This window comes from Nocardiopsis mwathae (assembly GCF_014201195.1).
GTDB lineage: Bacteria > Actinomycetota > Actinomycetes > Streptosporangiales > Streptosporangiaceae > Nocardiopsis_C > Nocardiopsis_C mwathae.
The window spans coordinates 1,822,425-1,844,437 of the sequence record NZ_JACHDS010000001.1; the positions used below are offsets into that span (position 1 = coordinate 1,822,425).

General features: G+C 72.9%; 15 protein-coding genes and 2 pseudogenes. 11 read left to right on the top strand and 6 right to left on the bottom strand.

From position 1 onward, the window contains the following. Positions 1–39: 39 nt before the first annotated feature. On the bottom strand, positions 40–1,671 hold the full coding sequence (locus tag HNR23_RS07480) for an AMP-binding protein (protein WP_184074696.1): 1,632 nt from the start codon (positions 1,669–1,671) through the stop codon (positions 40–42). A gap of 135 nt (positions 1,672–1,806) precedes the next feature. Here HNR23_RS07480 and HNR23_RS07485 point away from each other — a divergent pair, with 135 nt between their 5' ends. Both HNR23_RS07485 and HNR23_RS07490 read left to right on the top strand, forming a co-directional pair. Further along, positions 1,807–2,688: a helix-turn-helix transcriptional regulator gene (locus HNR23_RS07485; protein WP_184074697.1), complete on the top strand. Its 882-nt coding sequence runs from the start codon at positions 1,807–1,809 to the stop codon at positions 2,686–2,688. Between the two features lie 177 nt (positions 2,689–2,865). Beyond that, complete coding sequence (locus tag HNR23_RS07490) at positions 2,866–3,663, top strand: DUF4389 domain-containing protein (RefSeq protein WP_184074698.1); 798 nt, start codon at positions 2,866–2,868, stop codon at positions 3,661–3,663. 34 nt (positions 3,664–3,697) lie between these two features. Here HNR23_RS07490 and HNR23_RS07495 read toward each other — a convergent pair whose 3' ends face one another. Both HNR23_RS07495 and HNR23_RS07500 read right to left on the bottom strand, forming a co-directional pair. Then, positions 3,698–5,497, bottom strand: coding sequence for a helix-hairpin-helix domain-containing protein (locus tag HNR23_RS07495; RefSeq protein ID WP_184074699.1), 1,800 nt, complete (start codon positions 5,495–5,497; stop codon positions 3,698–3,700). Positions 5,498–5,746: 249 nt separating this feature from the next. Further along, the gene (locus tag HNR23_RS07500; protein WP_184074700.1) at positions 5,747–6,706 is read right to left on the bottom strand and encodes an aldo/keto reductase; all 960 of its coding nucleotides are present in this window, start codon (positions 6,704–6,706) and stop codon (positions 5,747–5,749) included. 300 nt (positions 6,707–7,006) lie between these two features. On the opposite strand from HNR23_RS07500, the pseudogene HNR23_RS07505 reads away from it, so the two are divergent. The 4 genes and pseudogenes from HNR23_RS07505 to HNR23_RS07520 form a co-directional block, all read left to right on the top strand. After that, positions 7,007–7,969: pseudogene (locus HNR23_RS07505) on the top strand (undecaprenyl-diphosphate phosphatase); the annotation flags it as partial. A gap of 53 nt (positions 7,970–8,022) precedes the next feature. After that, complete coding sequence (locus tag HNR23_RS07510) at positions 8,023–8,781, top strand: MSMEG_4193 family putative phosphomutase (protein WP_184074702.1); 759 nt, start codon at positions 8,023–8,025, stop codon at positions 8,779–8,781. 25 nt (positions 8,782–8,806) lie between these two features. Continuing rightward, the gene (locus HNR23_RS07515) at positions 8,807–9,391 is read left to right on the top strand and encodes a DUF3090 family protein (protein ID WP_184074703.1); all 585 of its coding nucleotides are present in this window, start codon (positions 8,807–8,809) and stop codon (positions 9,389–9,391) included. A 19-nt stretch (positions 9,392–9,410) separates the two neighbouring features. Next, positions 9,411–10,154: an SCO1664 family protein gene (locus tag HNR23_RS07520; protein ID WP_184074704.1), complete on the top strand. Its 744-nt coding sequence runs from the start codon at positions 9,411–9,413 to the stop codon at positions 10,152–10,154. Positions 10,155–10,177: 23 nt separating this feature from the next. On the opposite strand, the gene HNR23_RS07525 is transcribed toward HNR23_RS07520, so the two are convergent. Beyond that, a complete protein-coding gene (locus HNR23_RS07525) occupies positions 10,178–12,649 on the bottom strand; it encodes an HAD-IC family P-type ATPase (RefSeq protein ID WP_246421632.1) in 2,472 nt (823 codons plus the stop codon). 254 nt (positions 12,650–12,903) lie between these two features. Here HNR23_RS07525 and HNR23_RS07530 point away from each other — a divergent pair, with 254 nt between their 5' ends. The 4 genes from HNR23_RS07530 (at position 12,904) to HNR23_RS07545 (ending at position 16,143) form a co-directional block, all read left to right on the top strand. Next, positions 12,904–13,716, top strand: coding sequence for an NRDE family protein (locus HNR23_RS07530; protein ID WP_184074706.1), 813 nt, complete (start codon positions 12,904–12,906; stop codon positions 13,714–13,716). 200 nt (positions 13,717–13,916) lie between these two features. Continuing rightward, positions 13,917–14,165 (top strand): hypothetical protein, encoded by a 249-nt coding sequence (locus HNR23_RS07535; protein WP_221308986.1) that lies wholly within the window; start codon positions 13,917–13,919, stop codon positions 14,163–14,165. 115 nt (positions 14,166–14,280) lie between these two features. Then, positions 14,281–15,510 carry a cysteine--1-D-myo-inosityl 2-amino-2-deoxy-alpha-D-glucopyranoside ligase gene (mshC, locus tag HNR23_RS07540; protein ID WP_184074707.1) on the top strand — a complete coding sequence of 410 codons (1,230 nt, stop codon included), beginning with the start codon at positions 14,281–14,283 and terminating at the stop codon, positions 15,508–15,510. 216 nt (positions 15,511–15,726) lie between these two features. Continuing rightward, complete coding sequence (locus HNR23_RS07545; RefSeq protein ID WP_184074708.1) at positions 15,727–16,143, top strand: ABATE domain-containing protein; 417 nt, start codon at positions 15,727–15,729, stop codon at positions 16,141–16,143. A 277-nt stretch (positions 16,144–16,420) separates the two neighbouring features. Here the strand turns inward: HNR23_RS07545 and HNR23_RS07550 are convergent, their stop codons facing one another. After that, positions 16,421–17,266, bottom strand: a complete 846-nt coding sequence (locus tag HNR23_RS07550) for a PAC2 family protein (RefSeq protein WP_184074709.1) — start codon at positions 17,264–17,266, stop codon at positions 16,421–16,423. A gap of 355 nt (positions 17,267–17,621) precedes the next feature. Here HNR23_RS07550 and metH point away from each other — a divergent pair, with 355 nt between their 5' ends. Further along, positions 17,622–21,089, top strand: coding sequence for a methionine synthase (gene metH, locus HNR23_RS07555; protein ID WP_184074710.1), 3,468 nt, complete (start codon positions 17,622–17,624; stop codon positions 21,087–21,089). A gap of 30 nt (positions 21,090–21,119) precedes the next feature. Here the strand turns inward: metH and HNR23_RS07560 are convergent. Next, positions 21,120–21,998 (bottom strand): annotated as a pseudogene (locus HNR23_RS07560) (RNA-guided endonuclease InsQ/TnpB family protein); the annotation flags it as partial. Positions 21,999–22,013 lie beyond the last annotated feature (15 nt).

Here is a 22,013-nt window from a genome sequence, read left to right on the forward strand (position 1 = left end):
CGCCGCCCCCGTGGCGGCCTCACCGAGGGGCCGGCGCCGTCACCGAGGGGCCGGCTCCAGCCCCAGCTCCTCGGCAGCCCGGGCACGCATCTCGACCTTGCGGACCTTGCCGCTCACCGTCATCGGGAACGACTCCACCACCCGCACGTAGCGCGGCACCTTGAAGTGGGCGAGCCGGTCGCGGCAGAACCCGGCGACCTCGTCGCGGGTGGGCGGGTCGGCGGGGTCGCGGGGGATGACGCAGGCCAGGACCTCCTCGCCGTACTTCGCGTCGGGCACCCCGACGACCTGGACGTCGGCGACCTTGGGGTGGGTGTAGAGGAACTCCTCGATCTCGCGCGGGTAGATGTTCTCCCCGCCGCGGATGATCATGTCCTTGAGGCGGCCGACGATCGCCGCGTAGCCGTCCTCGCGCATCACCGCAAGGTCGCCGGTGTGCATCCACCTCCCGGCGTCGATCGCCTCGGCGGTCTTCTCCGGCTCCTCCCAGTACCCGGTCATCACCGAGTACCCCCGCGTGCACAGCTCGCCCGGCTCGCCGCGGGGCAGGGTGACACCGCTGGCCGGGTCGACGACCTTGATCTCCACGTGCGGCATCACCCGGCCCACGGTGGCGGTGCGGCGCTCCAGGTCGTCGTTGACCCGGGTCATCGTGGACACCGGGGAGGTCTCGGTCATGCCGTAGCAGATGGCGACCTCGGGCATGTGCATCTCCGACATGACCCGCTTCATGATCTCCTCGGGGCACGGCGAGCCCGCCATGATGCCGGTGCGCAGGCTGGACAGGTCGTAAGCGGCGAAGTCGGCCAGCCCCAGCTCGGCGATGAACATCGTCGGCACCCCGTACAGCGCCGTGGCCCGCTCCTCGGCGACCGCGCGCAGGGTGGCGGCCGCCTCGAAGGACGGCGCCGGGATGATCGCGCAGGCGCCGTGGCTGGAGGCCGCCAGATTCCCCATGACCATGCCGAAGCAGTGATACAAGGGCACGGGGAGGCAGATCCGGTCGTGTTCGGTGTAGCCCAGCAGCTCGCCGACGAAGTACCCGTTGTTCAGGATGTTGTGGTGGGTCAGCGTCGCACCCTTGGGGAAGCCGGTCGTTCCCGAGGTGTACTGGATGTTGATCGGGTCGTCGCAGGACAGCGTCGCGGCGCGTGCGGCCAGCCGCTCCGGCGGCACCCCGGCCCCCCGGTCCAGCAGCAGGTCCCAGCTCGGGTCGTCGAGGTAGACGACGTCGCGCAGCGCGGGGCAGCGCTCCCGGCTCCGCTCGGCCATCCGCCGGTAGTCGCTGCCCTTGTGCCGCTGCGCGGCCACCAGAAGCCGCACACCCGACTGGTCGAGCACGTACTCCAGCTCGTGCGCGCGGTAGGCGGGGTTGATGTTCACCATGATCGCGCCGACCTTGGCGGTCGCGTACTGCACCAGCGACCACTCCGGCCGGTTGGGTGACCAGATCCCCACCCGGTCGCCGCGCTCGACGCCCATCGCCAGCAGGCCCAGCGCCACGGCGTCGACCGCGGCGCCGAACCGGGCATAGGTCCACCTGCGGCCCGATACGACGTCCACCAGCGCCTCTCTGCGCGGGAACGTCGCCACCGTCCGGTCCAGGTTCTCCCCGATGGTGTCGCCCAGCAGCGGCTGGGGGGAGGCGCCGCTGGCATAGGACTTGGTCATGGTCGCCGTCCTTGTCGTTCGGTCGTGGTCGCGCGGGGCGGAGGGGACGCACTACGATCGTTGCCGATGTGACCGGCGTCTCCCTACCCCCGAACGGGGGTAGGGGATCGCGCCCGACACGGGAGGGAACTCGGTATGCAGCCCCGTGCCGCCCGCGGCGACGACCTCGCGGAGATCCGCTCCGCCCTACCCCGCCTCCGCAGAGACAGCGGGCTGCCGGTGGTCTTCGGCGGCGCGGTCGGCCCCGGCGGCCGCGCCCGCTACACCGAGCTGGCCGGAACCCGCACCGAGGCCATCCGCGGCCTGGTCGTCGAACCGGGGTGCGGGCTGGGCGGCAAGAGCCTGGCCACCCGCCGCCCGGCCTGGGTGCGCGACTACATCTCGGCCTCGGCGATCAGCCACGAGTACGACGCCGCCGTGCGCGCCGAGAAGCTCGGCGCCATCGTGGCGGTCCCCGTCGTGGTGCGCGACCGGCCGCGCGGGCTGCTGCTCGGCGCGCTGCGCCAGACGCTGCCGATGGGCGACCGCGCCATCGCGGCGGTGCACGCGGTCGCCCGCGCCGTCGAGCAGGAGATCGCGGTGCGCGACGAGGCCCAGCGGCGCCTGCTGGACCTGGAGCGCGCGCGGGCCGGGCCGCGGGACCGCGGCACCGCGGCCGGCGCGCCGCACTGGGAGGAGATCCGGGCGCTCAACGCCGAGCTGCGCTCGCTGGCCGGGCGGGTGGTCGACGCCGACCTGCAGGCGCGGCTGCTGGAGATCAGTTCGCGGATGGCCTCCGCCGCGGACGGCGACCAGGCGGGCCGCGGCCGGGACGGCGATGCCCCGGCGCTGGCGCCGCGCGAGCTCGACGTGCTCTCGTGCGCCGCCCTGGGGTGCACCAACGCCGGAATCGCCGACCAGCTGGGGCTGCGGCCCGAGACGGTCAAGAGCTACCTGCGCTCGGCCATGCGCCGCCTCGGCGCGCACACGCGGCTGGAGGCGGTCAGCGAGGCGCGCCGCCAGGGGCTGCTGCCCTGAACCCGACGCCGCGTGCCGCGCCGGACATTTCTCGGACTTCGCGGCCCGCATCCGCCCGGATTTGGTGTGAATTGTCGTCCCCCATGGGTTTTCTTTATTGTCGGAGCGGATAGTGAATTGCCGTTATGGGTATTCGTCTCCGGAGAGCGGTCGCAGATGTTCCCGGGGGTGGACGCAATGGCGCACGCGACGAATTATCCGGTCCGGGTCGAAGGGGAACTCGGTCCGGTCACCCGATGGATGTGGCTGGTCAAGTGGATCCTGGCCATCCCGCACTGGATCGTCCTGTTCTTCCTGCGGATCGCGTTCGCGATTCTCACGGTGATCGCCTTCTTCGCGATCCTCATCACCGCCCGCTACCCCAGGTCCATCTTCACGTTCAATGTCGGGGTGCTGCGCTGGCGCTGGCGCGTCAACTTCTACACCTATTGGGCGCTGGGTACCGACCGGTACCCGCCGTTCACCCTCGCCGAGGTCGACGACTACCCCGCCAAGTTCTCGGTGGACTACCCCGAGCGGCTCTCCCGCGGGCTCGTGCTGATCAAGTGGTGGCTGCTGGTCATCCCGCATCTGATCGTGATCGGCTTCTTCACCGGCATCGCGGTCTGGACGACCCGCGACGGCGAGGCCGGCTGGGTGTGGAAGAGCGAGGACATGCCCGCCGTGTGGACCGACGACTACGGCAAGTACGTGGCCGTTCCGGGACTCATCTTCGTGCTCGTCGCCTTCGCCGCCATCGCGCTGCTGTTCGCCGGCCGCTACCCGCGCGGCATCTTCGACTTCGTCCTGGGCATGAACCGGTGGTTGCTGCGGGTGCTCGCCTACCGCTCGCTGATGACCGACCGCTACCCGCCGTTCCGCATGGAGCCGGGCGGGCGCGACCCGGGGCGGCCCGCACGGCCGACCACGCCTCCCGCCGAGGGCGGCGATGAGGGGGGCGATGAGATGCCGGTGTCCGGCGGCGGTACCGCCTGAGCGGCGGTCCGAGGCGGAACGCGGCCGGCCTTCCTCAGCCCTCGCGCAGAATCCGCACCAGGCGGCTGTGCCGGGGGAGGGACGGGATCTCCCGGACGGCCCGGGCCAGGGCGGGGCCGGACGCGTGTACGACCGACAGGTGGTGCCGCGCCCGGGTGACGGCCGTATAGACCTGCGGGCGCGACCCGCGGGTCTGCGGACCGAACACCGCGACCACCGCCGGCCACCGCCCGCCGTGCGCCGCGGCCACGGTGATGGCCCACCCCGGGCGCAGGTGCGCGGCGTCGGCGAGGCCGACCGACGTACCATCGGGCAGCTCCACCGCGAGGCCGCCGCCCTCCACCGCGCGCAGGTGGCCGACATCGCCCGCCGCGTAGCCCGGTCCATCGGCCGCCAGCAGCACCCGGTCGCCCGGGTCCACGCCGTTGTACGCCCCCGGACCCGGGTTGAACCGGGCCTTGCAGGCCGCGTTCAGCGCGTCGGCGCCCGCCTCGCCGCCCCGCGTCGCGGCGACGATCTGCACCTCCTCGGCGGGGATGCCCACCGCGCGCGGGATCGAGTCGCCGATGAGCTGCAGCGTGCGATGCGCCGCCTCGGCGCCGGATCCCGCGGGCACGACCACGACCTCCCGCCGCGGGGCCGCCACCTCGCCCAGCTCCCCGCCCGCGACCAGGGCCGCCAGCTCGGCCAGCGGGCCGGCCCCGGCGGCGTCCGGCAGTTCCGCCACGGCCAGCGCACGTGACGCCGCGAGGTCGGCGACCACCTGCCCCGGGCCGACCGACGGTGCCTCGGCCGGGTCGGCGACCAGCACCAGGTGGGTGCCGTCCGCGCACGCCTCCACCAGCGCCGCCGCGTGCTCCACGTCCAGCGCCATCGCGTCGGTGACGACGACCAGCCCCGCCTCGACGGGGCGCTCGGCGCCGCGCCCGAACGCGCCGGGGCCGCGGCACTCCAGCAGCCGCGCCAGCGGAACGGCCACGGCGCCCGCCCCGCCGTCGCCCAGGGCCGTCAGCTCCGCGTTGAGCGCGGCCGCGGCCTGCGCGGTGGGCGCGGCGACGGCGACACCGAGTTCGCTCTCGGCCCCGATGTCGGCGGCGCACGCCACCACGTGGGCGACGGCCGCGCGCGACCCCGCACCGTGCGTCAGGACCGACACACCCCGCAGCGCCACCGTGACCAGCGCGGCGACGGTCTCCGGGGCGATCTCGACGCCGAGGCGCGCCGCCGTGGCCGCGACGGTCTCGGCGGCGGTCGCCGAATCCATGACCGGCTCGCCGGTGCCCGACAGCCGCACCAGGCCCTCACCCAGGTCCTGCTCGGCCAGGCCGAGGCGCGCCAGGCCGTAGTGCCGCTCGGGCTCGGGCATCTCGGCGGCCTCCCCGCCCTCGCCGAAGGGGTCGCCGTCGTCCGGGAAGGACTCGAACACCATGACGCCGCCGTCGTCGAGGGCCGCCGTCATCGCGGCCTCGGCCGTGCGGACCCCGGCCGCGCGCACCGCCCGCGCCAGCCGCCGCTCCTCGATGGCGGTGTGGCCCTCGCGCGCCGCGCGGCCCAGCAGGTGGGCGACGATCGCGCGGCCGCGCCGCGGGTCGTCGGGAGAGGGGCCCTCGCCCAGCGCCCGCCGCGCGCAGTGGTCGGCCTGCTCCGGGGTGATGCGGGGGAGGGCCAGCAGCCGCCACGGGTCGGCGTCCAGCTCCTCGGCGGCCCCCGGCCCCAGCACACCCACCAGCGGCTCCGCCAGGGGTTCGGGCGCGCCCAGCCGCGCCAGCACCGCGCGGGTGCGCTCGACGGGGCCGCCGCCCTGGGACCCCGCCGCGATCGGTGCCTCGGACATCGGGAGTTCCTTTCCTGCGCGAACAGTGGTGTGCGAACGTCCCTGGGAGCTTAGCGAGCGCGGCGGACGGATCCGGCCGCCGCGAGCCGGGCTGTGGACGGCCGGACCCGCGCCGCCCCGCCGGCGAAACCCCGCGGAACTCTCGCGGTCGCCCGCACGACGTCCGGATGAACGTTCCCGGTGCCGCCCCTGGGTGCCCCGGGCCCGCGGGTGACCAGGGCGTGATCCACGGAACACGCCCTGAAGGCGTCACCGAGCCGGGGCGGAGGAGGCGTCGTCGAGGGCTTCGCGGATCTCCCGCGGCAACTCGACATCCTCGGCGGCGAGGACGCCGTCGAGCTGGGCGGTGGTGCGCGGACCCACCACGGCGGCGGTCACCCCCGGCCGGTCGCGCACCCAGCTCAGTGCCACGGCCAGCGGAGACACGCCCAGGCCGTCGGCGGCCGTGCAGACCGACTCCACGATGCGGCCGCTGCGCTCGTCGAGGTAGGGCTCGACGTAGGGCGCCATGTGCGGCAGCGCGGCGCGCGACCCCTCGGGCACTCCGCTGCGGTACTTGCCGCTCAGCACCCCGCGGCCCAGCGCCGACCAGGCGATCAGCCCCGCCCCGCGGTCGGCCGCCGCCGGGAGCAGGTCGTGCTCGGCACCCCGGTTGAGCAGGGAGTACTCCGTCGCGGTGGCGACCACCGGGGAGCGCCCGGAGCCGGGAGCGGCCTGCTGCCAGGTGGCGTAGGTGGCGAACTGCCAGGCCGTCAGGCCGCCCACGCCGATGTAGCGCACCTTCCCGGAGGCCACGGCGGCGTCCATCGCGGCCAGGGTCTCCGCCGCCGGGGTGTCGGGGTCGTGGACGTGCAGCTGCCACAGGTCGATGTAGTCGGTGCGCAGGCGGCGCAGGGACGCGTCCAGCGAGGCCAGCAGGTGGCGCCGGGAGGTGTCGCAGGGGCGGTAGCCCTCGGGGGTGTGCCCGGCCTTGGTGGCGATGATCACGTCGTCGCGCCGGACGACGCCGGTCACCAGCCGACCGATGATGCGCTCGCTGTGCCCGCCGGTGTAGATATCGGCGGTGTCGATCAGTGTCCCGCCGGCATCCACAAAGGAGGTGAGCTGGTCGCCGGCCTCCTCCTCCGAGGTGTCTTTTCCCCAGGTCATGGTGCCCAGGGCAGTACGAGACACCCAGAGCCCCGACCCGCCCGCCTGTCGCTGTTCCATGGCGCGGAGGGTACCGTGTCGCGTCGCACCTGGCTGTGATCCGCTCCGGGAACGGCCGATGGCGGCCGCGGGCCGCGGCCGCCGTCCGCGGGCACGCCCGCCCCGCCCGCGTGCCGCCGCGGCCGCCCGAAACGCCCCGACGGGCCGTTCTCGCACGTCGGCGCGGACGCGGCGGCTTGAGTAAGCTGCCCACATCCGTTCCGCGCCGCAGCCCGAGCCGGCGCACCGGTCCCACCGGATCTCCCCGGGTGCCGCCACGCGCGGTGCCGGAGTCCGCATGCCGTTGGAGACACGTCCGCCGTGAGCATTTTCGAGGCCATCGTCCTTGGGCTGATCCAGGGACTGACCGAATTCCTGCCGATCTCGTCCAGCGGCCACCTGCGGGTGTTCTCCGCCCTCTTCGGCTGGCCCGACCCCGGCGCGGCGTTCACGGCGGTGAGCCAGCTGGGCACCGAACTCGCCGTGGTCATCTACTTCCGCAGGCGGATCGGGGCGATCATCGCCACATGGTCGCGCTCCCTGGTCGACAGGGACCTGCGGCGCGACATCAACGCCCGCATGGGCTGGTACGTCATCATCGGCACACTGCCCATCGTCGTGCTGGGGCTGCTGTTCGAGGAGCAGATCGACAGCGCCTTCCGCGACCTGCGGCTCGTCGCGCTCACCCTCATCGTCTTCGGCGTGATCCTCGGCCTGGCCGACCGCCATACCCGCAAGCACCGCGAACTCGTCGACCTCGACGCCCGGCGCGGCATCACCTTCGGCTTCTTCCAGGCGCTCGCGCTCATCCCCGGGGTCTCCCGCTCGGGCGGCACCATCACCGGCGGAATGCTGCTGGGCTTCAAGCGCAAGGACGCCGCCGAGTACTCGTTCCTGCTCGCCATCCCGGCCGTGTTCGGTTCCGGGCTGTACAAGCTCAAGGACATCGGCGGCGACGAGTACGCCGGGGTGGCGGCCACCGTCGTCGGCACCGCCATCGCCGGTGTGGTCGGCTTCGCCGTCATCGCCTGGCTCATGCGGTTCATCTCCACGCACAGCTTCATGCCGTTCGTCTACTACCGGGTCGCGCTGGGCATCCTGGTCCTCACCCTGGTCGGCTTCGGCGTCCTGGACCCGCACGGCGGTGCCGACGCGGACCACCCCAAGAAGGAGATCATCGCCGAGGAGCAGGCCGCGCGGTCCTCGGCGGAGCCCGCTCCCTCCGCCGAGCCGGGCCCGGATCCGTCCCCGGCGCCCGCGCCGTCCGCGGTCCCGGCGGTCGGCTGACGGCACCGCCGGCGGGCGTATCGGCGGCCGGGGATCTATGCTGACGCACCATGGGGAGACCAGCGCAGCCGCAACCGCCCGAATCCGCCGCCACCCTGCTGCTCGTCCGCCACGGCCTGACCGCGGTCACCGGCAGCCGCCTCGCCGGACGCACCCCCGGCCTGCACCTGGACGGCCGGGGCCGCGCCCAGGCCGAGCAGACCGCCCGCAGACTCGCCCCGCTGCGCCTGGACGCCGTCGTCACCAGCCCGATGGAGCGGTGCGTCCAGACCGCCGCGGCGATCGCCGCGGCCACCGGAACCCCGGTCACCGAGGACGAGCGGTTCACCGAGTGCGACTACGGGGACTGGACCGGCCGCGACTTCGACGACCTGAGGCGCGACCCCCACTGGCCGATCGTGCAGCACCACCCCAGCGCCGCCCGCTTCCCCGGCGGCGAGACCCTGGCCGCGATGGCGGCGCGGGCGGTCGCGGCCGTTCGCGACTGGAACGACCGGCTGGCCGCCGCCACCCCCGCCCCCGTGTACCTCGTCTGCACCCACGGCGACATCATCAAGGCGGTCGTCGCCGACGCGCTCGGCCTCCACCTCGACCAGTTCCAGCGCATCGTCCCCGACCCCTGCTCCCTGACCGCCGTCCGCTACACCCCCACCCGCCCCTTCCTCGTGCGCCTCAACGACGTCGGCGGCTCGGTCGACGGACTGCTGCCCGGCCCCGCCGCGACCTCCGGCGACGCCGCGGTCGGCGGGGGAGCGGGGGCGGCCGGATGTGGCCGCTCGGCGGACCCGAGTGGCGGATCACGGCGGTGACCGCCATCATCTAGGGTTGATGACCATGCCCGTCTACTCTTACGACCCCCCCGAGCGTTTCGTGGCCGGAACCGTCGGCCGACCGGGGGAGCGCACCTTCTTTCTGCAGGCCACCGGCGGGGGCCGGATCACCAGCGTGGTACTGGAGAAGGCCCAGGTATCGGCGCTCGCCGAACGCATCGAGGAGCTGCTCGAAGAGGTACGGCGGCGCTTCGGGGAGCAGCCGGAGGACACCCCGCCGGCCCCCGAGGACATCGACGACGCCCCGCTGGAACAGCCCATCGAGGAGGACTTCCGCGTCGGGACGCTCGCGCTGGCCTGGGACGCCGACGCCGCCCGCGTCATCGTCGAAGCCCAGGAGGTCGAGGAGCCGGAGGAGACCGGGGAAGACCCCGTCGCCGAGCAGATCGAGGTCTTCGCCGAGGAGGCGCCCGCCACCCGCGACGTGCTGCGCGTCCACCTCACCCCGGCCGCCGCGCGGGCGTTCGCCGGGCGCGCCATGCGCGTCGTGGCCGCCGGACGGCCCAACTGCCCGCTGTGCGGCGGCCCCCTCGACCCCGGGGGCCACATCTGCCCGCGGCAGAACGGGTACAAGCCCTCCGGGCGCTGATGGGCCGGGCGGATCCGCGATGACCGCGTCCTTCCAGGGGCTGCCCACGACCGATGCCCTGGACCTGCTGCGCACCGGTGAGCTCACCGTCGAGGGGCGGCTGACCGACGCCTCCAACACCACCCTCTACTGCACCGTCTCCGGCGGCGGGCGCCGCGCCGCCTGCGTGTACAAGCCGGTCGCCGGTGAACGCCCGCTGTGGGACTTCCCGGAGGGGACGCTCGCCGGACGCGAGGTCGCGGCGTTCGCCGTCTCCGACGCACTGGGCTGGCACATCGTGCCGCCCACCGTGCACCGCGACGGCCCGTTCGGGGAGGGCATGGTGCAGCTGTGGGTGGACGGCGACCCCGGCGTCGACCTGGTCGCGCTCGCCCGCGACGTGCGCCACCCGGGACTGCGCCGGATGGCCGTCTTCGACGCCGTCATCAACAACTCGGACCGCAAGATCGGCCACCTGCTGCCCACCCGCGACGGCCACCTGTACGGCTGCGACCACGGTGTCTCGTTCGCCGAGGTGTACAAGCTCCGCACCGTGCTGTGGCAGTGGCAGGGCGAACCGCTGCCCGACGCGGCCCTGGCCGACCTGGACGCCCTGCACGCCCGGCTGCAGACCGCCGGCAGCGCGGTCGCCACCGAGCTCGCCCGGCACCTCACCCGGCCGGAGGGCTACGCCGTGCGCCGCCGCGTCGAACTGCTGCGCGAGCACCGCATCCACCCCTACCCCTCGCCGGAGTGGCCCTCGGTCCCCTGGCCCCCGGTCTGACCCGGCCGCGGCCGCCGGCCCGGTCAGACGCCCGCGGTCTGCCGCTCCGCCGCGGCCGCCGCCCGCTCCCGGTCGTGGCGCTCCTTGGCGCGCTCGATGAACCGGTCGTCGACCAGGCGGACGACGGTGATGAGCGTGGCGGCGACCCCCGCCACGACCAGGGCGGTGACCAGCTTTCCGGGGTCGCTGATGTCCAGTGCGAAGAACTCCCGCCCCTGCGGGGTGAACAGCACCGAGCACAACAGCCCCACCATCGACGCCACCAGCACGACCTTCCACCACACGTACGGCTTGGCCACCAGCAGCAGCACCCACAGCGTGGTCGCGCACAGCGTGACGACCACGGCCGTTCGGTCGGTCAGCTCCGGCATGGCCGAGCCGCCCAGCACCAGCAGGTAGGTGGTGACCGCGGCCAGGCCGCTGATGAGCCCGGCCGGTACGGCCAGCCGCAGGGTGCGGGCCACGAACCCGGGACGGGCGCGCTCGATGTTGGGCGCCAGGGCCAGGAAGAACGCCGGGATGCCGAAGGTCACCGCGTTGATCAGGGTGGCGTGGCGGGGGAAGAACGGGTAGGAGACGGCGAGCAGGCCGACGATCGTGGCCATCGTCATCGAGTACACGGTCTTGGTCAGGAACAGGTTGGCCACCCGCTCGATGTTGCCGATGACCCGCCGCCCCTCGGCGACCACCGCCGGAAGCGTGGCGAAACGGTTGTCCAGCAGCACGATCTGGGCCACCGACCGCGACGCCGGGCTGCCCGAGCCCATGGCCACGCCGATGTCGGCCTCCTTCAGCGCCAGCACGTCGTTGACGCCGTCACCGGTCATCGCGACCGTGTGCTCGCGCTTCTGCAGCCCCCGCACCATGTCGCGCTTCTGCTCGGGCGTCACCCGCCCGAAGACCGAGGTCCGCTCCACCGCGTCGTCGAAGCCGCCCTGCCCGCTCGCCAGCTCCCGGGCGTCCACGGGTGACTCGGCGCCGGGCAGCTCCAGCTCCCGGGCCACGGCCCCCACCGAGGCGGCGTTGTCCCCCGAGACCACCTTGACCTCGACGCCCTGCTCGGCGAAGTAGCGCAGGGTGGGCGCGGCGTCGTCGCGCAGGCGCTGGTCCAGCACGACCAGCGAGACAGGGGTGAGGGTGCCGGGCGCCTCGGGGGCGTCGACCGGTGTGCCCGAGCGCGCCAGCAGCAGCACCCGCATGCCCTGGGCGCCGATGCGCTCGGCCTCGGCCGCCTCCGGGCTGTCCGGCGCGGCCAGCACGTCGGGCGCGCCGAGCACGTAGTGCCGCTCCCCGGCCGGGGTGGCGAAGCTCGCGCCGCTCCACTTGCGCGCCGAGGAGAACGCGGCGGTGGCCGTCACCGCCCAGTCCGGCGGCCCGCCGCAGGCCTCGCCGACCGCCGCCAGGCTCGCGTTGGGCCGCGGGTCGGCCGCGGCCAGTGCCGCCAGCACCTCGCGCGGCGCCGTCCGTTCGCCGTTGACCCCGCCGCCCAGGTCGCGGACCTCCGCCAGCCGCATGCCGTTCTCGGTGAGTGTGCCGGTCTTGTCGGTGCACACGATGTCGACGCGCGCCAGCCCCTCGATCGCGGGCAGCTCCTGCACCAGGCACTTGCGGCGGCCCAGCCGGATGACACCGACCGCGAAGGCGACGCTGATCAGCAGTACCAGGCCCTCGGGGACCATCGACACCAGGGCGGCCACCATGCCGCGCAGCGCCTCGGCCAGCGGCCCGTGGATCTGCCCCCCGTCGAGGCTCTCCCTGATGCCGACCTGCCCGCCCAGGGCCAGCTGGCTGAAGATGAGCAGCCCGCCGATGGGGAACAGCGCCCAGGTGATGAACTTCAGGATCCGGTCGATCCCCGAGCGCAGCTCGGAGTGGACCAGACTGAACCGGCTGGCCTCCTCGGCCAGCCGCGCCGCATACGCGTGCCGACCGACCTTGGCGGCGCGGAACCGGCCGGTGCCCGCGACGACGAAGCTGCCCGACATCACCCTGTCCCCGGGGGCCTTGAGGACAGGATCGGCCTCGCCGGTCAGCAGCGACTCGTCGACCTCCAGCCCGGCGGCGGCCACCACCGCGCCGTCGACCGGCACCTGGTCGCCCTGGCCCAGCTCGATCACGTCGTCGAGGACCACGTCCTGCGGCCGGACCTCGACGACCTCCCCGTCGCGCACCACCCGCGGGTGGGCGGCGTTCACGATGGCCAGTTTGTCCAGGGTGCGCTTCGCACGCAGCTCCTGGACGATGCCGATCAGCGTGTTGATCACGATCACCAGGGCGAACAGGCCGTCCTGCATCGGGCCGATGACCGCGATGATGCCGAACAGCACCGCGATCATGGCGTTGATGCGGGTGAACACGTTGCCCCGGACGATCTGCCCCAGCGTGCGGCTGGCCCGCACCGGAACGTCGTTGGTGCGGCCCTGGGCGACGCGTTCGGCGACCTCGGCGGAGGAGAGCCCGCGCACCTCCTCGGCAGGGTCCGCGACCTGCTCCATTCGTTCGCCCTGGGGGGCCATCCACGCTCCAAGTACTCGCTGCGGTCACAATGAAGGGGAAAACGGCCGGCGGGGATCCTCACTTCGCACCCGACCGACCAGCAGCCTATGTGAAGTCGCGGCCCGCGGCGGTAGGACAAGGGCCCGTTTCGCCCGGTGTGCCGCCTGTCCTCCGACCCGGGCGCGCAGTGGCGGCCGGTCGGCGCCGGGGCACCGCGCAGCCGGACGGAACACCGAGGGCGAGGAGAACACGTATGTGTACGGCCGTCGTCGGCTTCGACCCCGGAGCCGAGGTGCCGCTGCTGGTCGCCGCGATACGCGACGAAATGGCCGACCGCGGTTGGGAGCGCCCCGCCCGCCACTGGCCCGGCCACCCCGACCTGATCGGCGGGCGCGACACCCGCGACGGCGGGACCTGGCTGGCCGTACACGCCGGCGCCGGCACCGGGCCGCGCGTCGGCGCCCTCCTCAACGGCTGGCCGGGCGGTGGACGCACCCCCCGCCTGGAGCCGACCGTCCCCGACCGCAGGCGCCGCAGCCGCGGACACCTGCCGCTGCTCATGGCCGAACACGGCAAGCTCACCCTCAGCGGCACCGAACTGCGCCGCTACGAACCCTTCCACCTGCTGGGCGCCGACGCCGCATCGGCGGTCCTCTACAGCTGGGACGGCCGCGAGCTCACCGAACGCGCCCTGCCCACCGGGGTGAGCGTCCTGGTCAACACGGGCCTGGACCCCGAGGAGCCGCGCGCCGCCCGGCACACCCCGCTGTTCGCGGCCACGCGGCCGAGCCCCGGCGCCGACACGCTGCGCTCGGCCGCCGACCCCGCACGGATCTGGGGCGAGTGGCCGCGCCTGGTCGACGCCGCAGCACGCGGCCCCGCCCGCACCGGCGGGTTGGGCCCCGGGCCCGACGACCCCTCCTCCCTGGTCGCCCGGGCCGACCTGGGCGGCGGCCGGATCTGGGCATCGGGATCTGTATCCTTGGTCGCCTGCTCCCCGCGGGAGGCCCGATACGCCTTCACCGGCGCGCCGGGAGACCCGGAGGCGTGGCGGATGGTCCGTTGACCTGGTGATCTTCCCGGGTCAGGGGTCGTCTCCGGTAAACCCCGGCGGTGCGTGTGGCGTCTCCTACTCGACGGCGCCTCCCGCGCCGCCGCTCGGGAGCCGGGGCCTCTCCGCGCCCGTCCTCGACCACGTCAACCCACGAAGCCGACCCACGAACAGGCGCCCGCCCCGGCGGGGACCGCCCGGGATTGCGACAACAGGTGATAGCTCGAAGATTCAGTGACCGGAGCCAGCGGGGCGAGGACGACGGGATCGCCCGGCCCCGCCTCCGCCCTCCCGGCTACTACCTCGAATCCGCCGCCTACTGGCTGCTCTACGTGGTGTCCTTCGCCGCCGCGTTCATGCACTGGCGGCTGGGCAACGAGCTGCTCGCGGCGCTGTGCGCCGGCGCCGTGATCGTCAGCGTGGCCGCCATCGCGCGCCTCTACCGGACCAGCCGCGCCCTGTAGCCGCGGCGGCGCCACCGCCCTCTTCCCTATTCCCCGAGGCGCTGGGAGGATCGCCTCTCTTTCCGCCCGCAGACTCCGGGCATTCCCCCACACACCGGCGGATAGTCTCGGATGTATGCGTTCTTGGTCTGCGCCTGACATCGTCCGCCTGCCGGGTAACGGCGGGCCGCTCCGCGTCCACGACACCGCCACCGGTACCCTGCGCACCACCGACCCCGGTCCCACCGCGCGGATGTATGTCTGCGGCATCACGCCCTACGACGCCGCCCACATCGGCCACGCCTTCACCTACCTCACCTTCGACCTCGTCGGCCGGGTGTGGCGGGACGCCGGGCACGAGGTCGACTACGTGCAGAACACCACCGACGTGGACGACCCCCTGCTGGAGCGCGCCGCGGCCAACGGGGAGGACTGGCGGGCGCTGGCCGAACGTGAGATCCAGGTCTTCCGCGAGGACATGACGGCGCTGCGCATCCTGCCGCCGCGCGCCTACGTCGGCGTCGTGGAGTCCGTGGAGCTCATCGCCGAGTTCGTCGCCAAGATCCGCGAGCGCGGCGCCGCCTACGAGATCGACGGCGACATCTACTTCTCCGCCGAGTCCGCGCCCCGCTTCGGTGAGGTGAGCCATCTGGGCCGCGACGAAATGCTGCGGCTGTTCGCCGAGCGCGGCGGAGACCCGGAGCGCCCCGGCAAGAAGGACCCCCTGGACTGGCTGCTGTGGCGGGCCGCGCGCCCCGGAGAACCCGCCTGGGACACCGTCCTGGGCCGGGGCCGCCCGGGATGGCACGTGGAGTGCAGCGCCATCTCCCTGCACGAGCTGGGCATGGGCTACGACCTCAACGGCGGCGGCAGCGACCTGGTCTTCCCGCACCACGAGATGGGCGCGGCCGAGGCCCGATGCGCCACCGGCACCGGACCCCACGCCCGTAACTACCTGCACGTCGGCATGGTCGGCCTGAACGGCGAGAAGATGTCGAAGTCGCTGGGCAACCTCGTGTTCGTCTCCCGGCTGCGCGAGCAGGGCGCCGACCCCATGGCGGTCCGCCTGGCCATGCTCGGCCACCACTACCGCACGTCCTGGGAGTGGGGCGACGCCGAGCTCACCGCGGCGACCGAGCGCCTCGCCCGCTGGCGCGCCGCGGCGGCACTGCCCACCGGCCCCGACGCCCTGCCGCTGCTCGCCCAGGTCCGCGCCGCCCTCGCCGACGACCTCGACACCGTCACCGCCCTGGCCGCGGTGGACGCCTGGGTCGGGGCCGCCCTGTCCGGCAGTGCCCAGGACGACCCCGCCGCCCCGGCCCTGGCCGCCGACATCACCGACACCCTGCTCGGTATCGGGCTGTAGGGCGCCCCGCCGTCCGGCCGCCCCCTGCGGGCGGGGCGGCCGGACGCGTGCCCGCATGCGCGCCGCCGGGCACACGTCCGGATCGACGCGAACCGGCGGCCCGAATCCCGGCCGCCATCCCGCCGCCCACCGGCGCTCGCGCCCGATCCCCACCCCTTCGGGCCGGGAAGGCCGCGACCGTCCGCGCGACACCCCCAACCATGGTGAGATGGGGGCATGACAACCCCCATCCAACTGTCGACCGCAGCAGAACTCGTCCGCGCCTTCGTCGCCACCGGCGACACCCTCGGCGACCGTGCGGACCTCGCGCGGTTCCTGCGTGAGCGCCGACTGGCCACCGACGGGGCCATTCCGATCACGCTCGCCGACTTCGACGAGGCCATCACCCTGCGCGACGGCCTGCACGCGCAACTACGCCGCGCCGCCGGCCACCCCGCCGACACCGAGGCCATCGCCAAGGCCCAGCGCGTCCTCGACGGGCTGCGGGTGACCGTGCGCATCGAGCCGACCGAGGGAACGGTCTCCGCGCTCGCCCCCGCCGTCGTCGACGAGGTCCGCCGCGGACTCGCCCGCATCGCGGGCGCCTGGGCCACCGTCCTCGCCACCGGCGAGTGGCGCAAGATCCGGGTCTGACCCGCTGCCCCGCCCGGTCCCTTGCGTCGACCTCGCGGATACGGCGGAGTTCCGCCGATTCCGCCCGTATCCCGAGATCGACGTCAAGGACCGGTGGCGCCGCCGGGGGAGGGACTAGGGCGTGTTCGACGGATCATTTCCGGCTCGCGGCCACCGGAACGACGCTCGCTGCGCCGCTCCACTCGTGAAGCCGACCTGGATTGACTTCGTGAAGCGGCTTGCGAGCGCCGCCCCGGACGGCCGCTCGCTCAGGAGGAAAGCATCCGCCAAACACGCCCTAGCCCCGGCCGCGGCGCTTGAGGTAGCGCTCGAACTCGCGGGCGATCGCCTCGCCGGTCGCCTCGGGAAGCTCGGCCGCGTCCTTGGCCTCCTCCAGGCTGCGCACGTAGCCCGCGATGTCCTCGTCCTCCGAGGCGAGCTCGTCGACGCCGTGCTCCCAGGCCCGGGACTCCTCGACGAGGTCGCCCAGCGGCACCGTGACGTCCAGGACGTCCTCCACACCCCGCAGCAGCGCCAGCGTGGCCTTGGGGGAGGGCGGCTGGGCCACGTAGTGCGGCACCGCCGCCCACAGGGACACCGTCTCCAGTCCCGCCGCGGCGAAGGTGTCGTGCAGCACGCCGATGATGCCGGTGGGGCCCTCGTACCCGGCGGGCTCCAGATGCAGCGACGACAGCAGGTGCTTGGGCGTGGTCACCCCGCTCACCGGCACCGGGCGGGTATGGGGGACGTCGGCCAGCAGCGCGCCCAGCAGCACCACCCGGCGCACCCCGAGCTCGCGGGCCACCGCCAGCAGGTCCCCGGCGAAGCCGCGCCAGCGCATGTTCGGCTCGACGCCGCTCACCAGCACGACATCGCAGCCCCCGCCCGCCGGCCGGGCGACGGAGATCCGGGTGCTGGGCCAGCTGATGCCCCTGCCCTCCCCGTCGACGACCTTCGTCCGCGGGCGCGCGACCTGGAAGTCGTAGTAGTCGTCGGGCTCCAGGGCCAGCAGCTCGTCGGCGCCCCAGGCCGCCGCTAGATGCTCGACCACCGACCCGGCGGCCTCCCCGGCGTCGTTCCAGCCCTCGAACGCCGCGACCAGGACAGGCTCGACGAGCTCACCCACGCTGTCGAGCTCAGACAACGGCCGTCTCCTCACACTTCCCCGGGCCGCCCTGCGCGCGGCCGGCCCGGCCGGGTTCCACTGACACACGCGACGTCCTCCGACGCGCCGTCCAGCCCTACCACGCCGCGCCGCCGCTACGACAGCCACGGGGCCGGACGCCGGCACCGGCAGCCGGACAGAACCACCCTATGGGGTGGGTGCAACGCCGCGGAACGCGCTGAGGTATCGTCGCTGGAAAGCGACGGCGGATCATCGGATGAAGTCATCCGGCGCCCCCGCCGCAGGCGCCCCACCTGCCGCATCACCGCACCGACGGCGAACGCAGGACCCCATGTCCTGTGCGGAAGGCAGGCCGACACTACAGTTAAGGGTCATGAGCTCTCGACTCTCCTTCCGGGATGCCCTTGCCCAGCGCGTCATCATCGCCGATGGTGCGATGGGCACCATGCTTCAGGCCCACGACCTCGACCTCGACGAGTTCGAGGGCCACGAAGGCTGCAACGAGATCCTCAACGTCACCCGGCCGGACGTCGTCCGCGCCACCCACGCCGCCTTCTTCGACGTCGGCGTCGACTGTGTCGAGACCAACACATTCGGTGCGAACTACGGCAACCTCGGCGAGTACGACATCGTCGACCGCACCTACGAGCTGGCCGAGGCCGGCGCGCGGGTCGCCCGCGAGGCCGCCGACGAGTACTCCACGCCCGACCACCCCCGCTACGTGCTCGGCTCCGTCGGTCCGGGCACCAAGCTCCCCACCCTCGGCCACGCCGAGTTCACGACCCTGCGCGACTACTACGAGCAGTGCCACCGCGGGCTCATCGAGGGCGGCGCCGACGCCATCCTCATCGAGACCTGCCAGGACCTGCTGCAGACCAAGGCCGCGGTGATCGCGGCGACGCGCGCGCGGCGCGCCGCCGGCTCCGACATCCCGATCATCGCCCAGGTCACCATCGAGACCACCGGCACCATGCTGCTCGGCTCGGAGATCGGCGCCGCGCTGACCGCGCTGGAGCCGCTCGGCATCGACATGATCGGGCTGAACTGCGCCACCGGCCCCGCCGAGATGAGCGAGCACCTGCGCTTCCTCTCCCAGCACTCCCGGGCGCCCATCTCCTGCATGCCCAACGCCGGCCTGCCCGAGCTCGGCGCCAACGGCGCCGTCTACCCGCTGGAGCCGCACGAGCTCGCCGACGCCCACGACACCTTCACCGGCGAGTTCGGGCTGTCGATGGTCGGCGGGTGCTGCGGCACGACGCCCGAGCACCTGCGCCAGGTCGTGGAGCGCGTGCAGGGCCGCGGCATCAAGGAGCGCCGTCCGCACAGCATCCCGTCGGCGGCCTCGCTCTACCAGAGCGTCCCCTTCCGCCAGGACACCAGCTATCTGGCCATCGGCGAGCGCACCAACGCCAACGGCTCCAAGAAGTTCCGCGAGGCGATGGTCGCCGAGCGCTACGACGACTGCGTCGAGATCGCCCGCGACCAGATCCGCGACGGCGCGCACCTGCTCGACCTGTGCGTCGACTACGTCGGCCGAGACGGTGTGCACGACATGAAGGAGCTCGCCTCCCGCATGGGCACCGCCTCCACCCTGCCGCTGGTGCTGGACTCCACCGAGCCCGCCGTGCTCGAAGCGGGCCTGGAGCTGGTCGGCGGGCGGGCCGTGGTCAACTCCGTCAACTACGAGGACGGCGACGGCCCCGACTCCCGCATCAACAAGATCATGCCGCTGGTCCAGGAGCACGGCGCCGCCGTGGTCGCGCTGACCATCGACGAGGAGGGCCAGGCGCGCACCGCCGAGTGGAAGGTGCGCGTGGCGGTCCGGCTGATCGAAGAGCTCACCACCAGGTGGGGGATGCGGGTCGCCGACATCATCGTCGACACGCTGACCTTCCCGATCGCCACCGGCCAGGACGAGACCCGCCGCGACGGCATCGAGACCATCGAGGCGATCAAGGAGGTCAAGCGCCGCTACCCCGACGTGCAGACCACGCTGGGGCTGTCCAACATCTCCTTCGGCCTCAATCCGGCCGCGCGCATCGTGCTGAACTCGGTGTTCCTGCACGAGTGCGTCGAGGCGGGGCTGGATTCGGCCATCGTGCACGCCTCCAAGATCCTGCCGATGAACCGGATCCCCGACGAGCAGCGCCAGGTCGCCCTCGACATGGTCTACGACCGGCGCACCGAGGACTACGACCCGCTCGCCAGGTTCCTGGAGCTGTTCGAGGGTGTGGACGCCAAGGCGCTCAAGGCCTCGCGCGCCCAGGAGCTGGCCGCGCTCCCGCTGTGGGAGCGGTTGGAACGGCGCATCATCGACGGCGAGATGGTCGGTCTGGAAGCCGACCTCGACGAGGCGCTCACCCAGCGCCCCGCCCTGCAGATCGTCAACGAGACGCTGCTGGGCGGGATGAAGGTGGTCGGCGACCTGTTCGGCTCCGGTGAGATGCAGCTGCCGTTCGTCCTGAAGTCCGCCGAGGTGATGAAGTCGGCGGTCGCCCACCTCGAACCGCACATGGAGAAGACCGACGACGACGGCAAGGGCCGCATCGTGCTCGCCACCGTCAAGGGCGACGTGCACGACATCGGCAAGAACCTCGTCGACATCATCCTCTCCAACAACGGCTACGAGGTCGTCAACCTCGGCATCAAGCAGCCGGTCTCCACGATCCTGGAGGCCGCGGAGGAGCGGCGCGCCGACGTCATCGGCATGTCGGGCCTGCTCGTCAAGTCCACCGTGATCATGCGGGAGAACCTGGAGGAGATGAACGCCCGCGGCATCTCCGAGCGCTACCCGGTGCTGCTGGGCGGCGCCGCGCTCACCCGGTCCTACGTCGAGCAGGACCTGGCCGAGATGTTCGAGGGCGACGTCCGCTACGCCAAGGACGCCTTCGAGGGCCTGCGGCTGATGGACGCCTTCATGGCGGTCAAGCGCGGCGTCGAGGGCGCCGAGCTGCCCGCCCTGCGCAAGCGCCGGGTCAAGAGCGGGGCCAAGCTCCAGGTCACCGAGCCCGAGGAGATGCCGGCCCGCAGCGACGTCTCCACGACCAACGCCGTACCCACCCCGCCGTTCTGGGGCGACCGGATCAGCAAGGGCCTCCCGCTGGCCGACTACGCCGCCTTCCTCGACGAGCGCGCCCTGTTCATGGGGCAGTGGGGCCTGAAGGCCTCGCGCGGCGGCGGCCCGGGCTACGAGGAGCTCGTGGAGACCGAGGGCCGCCCGCGCATGCGGATGTGGCTGGACCGGATCCAGACCGAGGGGTGGCTGGAGGCCGCGGTCGTCTACGGCTACTTCCCCTGCCACAGCGAGGGCGACGACCTCGTGGTGCTGGACGAGGACGGCGGCGAGCGGACCCGGTTCACCTTCCCGCGGCAGCGGCGCGACCGGCACCTGTGCCTGTCCGACTTCTTCCGCCCCAAGGAGTCCGGCGAGACCGACGTGGTGGCCCTCCAGGTCGTCACCGTCGGCTCGGCGATCAGCCGGGCCACCGCCGAGCTGTTCGAGAAGAACGCCTACCGCGACTACCTCGAACTGCACGGCCTGTCCGTGCAGCTCACCGAGGCGCTCGCGGAGTACTGGCACACGCGTGTGCGCGCCGAACTCGGCTTCGCCGGGGAGGACCCGGCCGACCTCGACGCCTTCTTCAAGCTCGGCTACCGCGGCGCCCGGTTCTCCCTGGGCTACGGGGCCTGCCCCGACCTGGAGGACCGCGCCAAGATCATGAAACTCCTGGAACCCGAGCGCGTCGGCGTCTCGTTGTCCGAAGAGTTCCAACTCGTTCCCGAACAGGCAACCGACGCGATCGTCATCCATCACCCGGAAGCGAAATACTTCAACGCTTGACGTCATCCCCCGTCCGAGGGCGGGGGATTCTCATGGCTCGCGCCGTGAGGATTCCTGCTTCACAGCCGACCGCCCCGTCCGGGAGGACTCCCGTTGAGGTCTTACGCCGGCTCGACAGGCCGACACCGCCAGCCCGGCGGCCGTGATGTTCTCCGCGGCGTTCACGTCCCGGTCATGAGCCGTGCCGCAATCGCATGTCCAAGTGCGCACGCGCAGCGGCATCCGCGTGGCGAGGGCGCCGCATGCCGAACACGGTTCGGAGGAGGGAAACCAGCGGTCGACCACGATGAGTTCGCGGCCGTACCACCGGGCCTTGTACTCCAGCATGCTCCGAAGGTCGTTCCATGCCGCGTCCGAGATGGCTCCGGCGATCTTCCTGTTCTTCAGCGGTGTGCGGACGTTCGAATCCTCGATCACGATCGTTCGGTTCTCACGAACGAGTCGAGTGGTGACCTGGTGCAGGTGGTCACGCCTGCGGTCGGCGATGCGAGCATGAATGCGGGCGACCCTGCGCCGCGCCTCGGCCCGATCGGCTCCAGAGCCTCGGGCCTTACGCGCGAGCGCTCGCTGTGCGCGAGCGAGCCGCTTTCGGTCCTTCCGCTCGTGCCGTGGGTCGGCGATCTCCTCACCGGTCGACACTGTCATCAGGTGGTCAAGCCCGGCATCGACCCCGACGGCACCGCCGGTCGCGGAGAGCGGTTCAACCGCCGGGTCTTCGCACAGGAGCGACACGAACCAGCGCCCAGCGGGGTCCTGGGACACGGTCACCGTCGACGGCGTCGTGCCGTCAGGGAGTGGTCGGGACCACACGATGTCCAGCGGTTCGGCCATCTTGGCGAGTGTAAGTTCACTGTCCCGGAACCGGAATGCCCTGGTGGCGATTTCTGTATATCTGCTCCTTTCTCGTGGGATATCGTTTTTTCT

Bases quoted from the DNA above. Each gene is read 5' to 3' on its own strand.
- HNR23_RS07495 (WP_184074699.1), bottom strand. From the start codon at position 5,497: ATGTCCGAGGCACCGATCGCGGCGGGGTCCCAGGGCGGCGGCCCCGTC.
- mshC (WP_184074707.1), top strand. From the start codon at position 14,281: ATGCGTTCTTGGTCTGCGCCTGACATCGTCCGCCTGCCGGGTAACGGC.
- HNR23_RS07480 (WP_184074696.1), bottom strand. From the start codon at position 1,671: ATGACCAAGTCCTATGCCAGCGGCGCCTCCCCCCAGCCGCTGCTGGGC.
- HNR23_RS07515 (WP_184074703.1), top strand. From the start codon at position 8,807: ATGCCCGTCTACTCTTACGACCCCCCCGAGCGTTTCGTGGCCGGAACC.
- HNR23_RS07500 (WP_184074700.1), bottom strand. From the start codon at position 6,706: ATGGAACAGCGACAGGCGGGCGGGTCGGGGCTCTGGGTGTCTCGTACT.
- metH (WP_184074710.1), top strand. From the start codon at position 17,622: ATGAGCTCTCGACTCTCCTTCCGGGATGCCCTTGCCCAGCGCGTCATC.
- HNR23_RS07490 (WP_184074698.1), top strand. From the start codon at position 2,866: ATGGCGCACGCGACGAATTATCCGGTCCGGGTCGAAGGGGAACTCGGT.
- HNR23_RS07485 (WP_184074697.1), top strand. From the start codon at position 1,807: ATGCAGCCCCGTGCCGCCCGCGGCGACGACCTCGCGGAGATCCGCTCC.
- HNR23_RS07520 (WP_184074704.1), top strand. From the start codon at position 9,411: ATGACCGCGTCCTTCCAGGGGCTGCCCACGACCGATGCCCTGGACCTG.
- HNR23_RS07510 (WP_184074702.1), top strand. From the start codon at position 8,023: ATGGGGAGACCAGCGCAGCCGCAACCGCCCGAATCCGCCGCCACCCTG.
- HNR23_RS07545 (WP_184074708.1), top strand. From the start codon at position 15,727: ATGACAACCCCCATCCAACTGTCGACCGCAGCAGAACTCGTCCGCGCC.
- HNR23_RS07525 (WP_246421632.1), bottom strand. From the start codon at position 12,649: ATGGAGCAGGTCGCGGACCCTGCCGAGGAGGTGCGCGGGCTCTCCTCC.
- HNR23_RS07530 (WP_184074706.1), top strand. From the start codon at position 12,904: ATGTGTACGGCCGTCGTCGGCTTCGACCCCGGAGCCGAGGTGCCGCTG.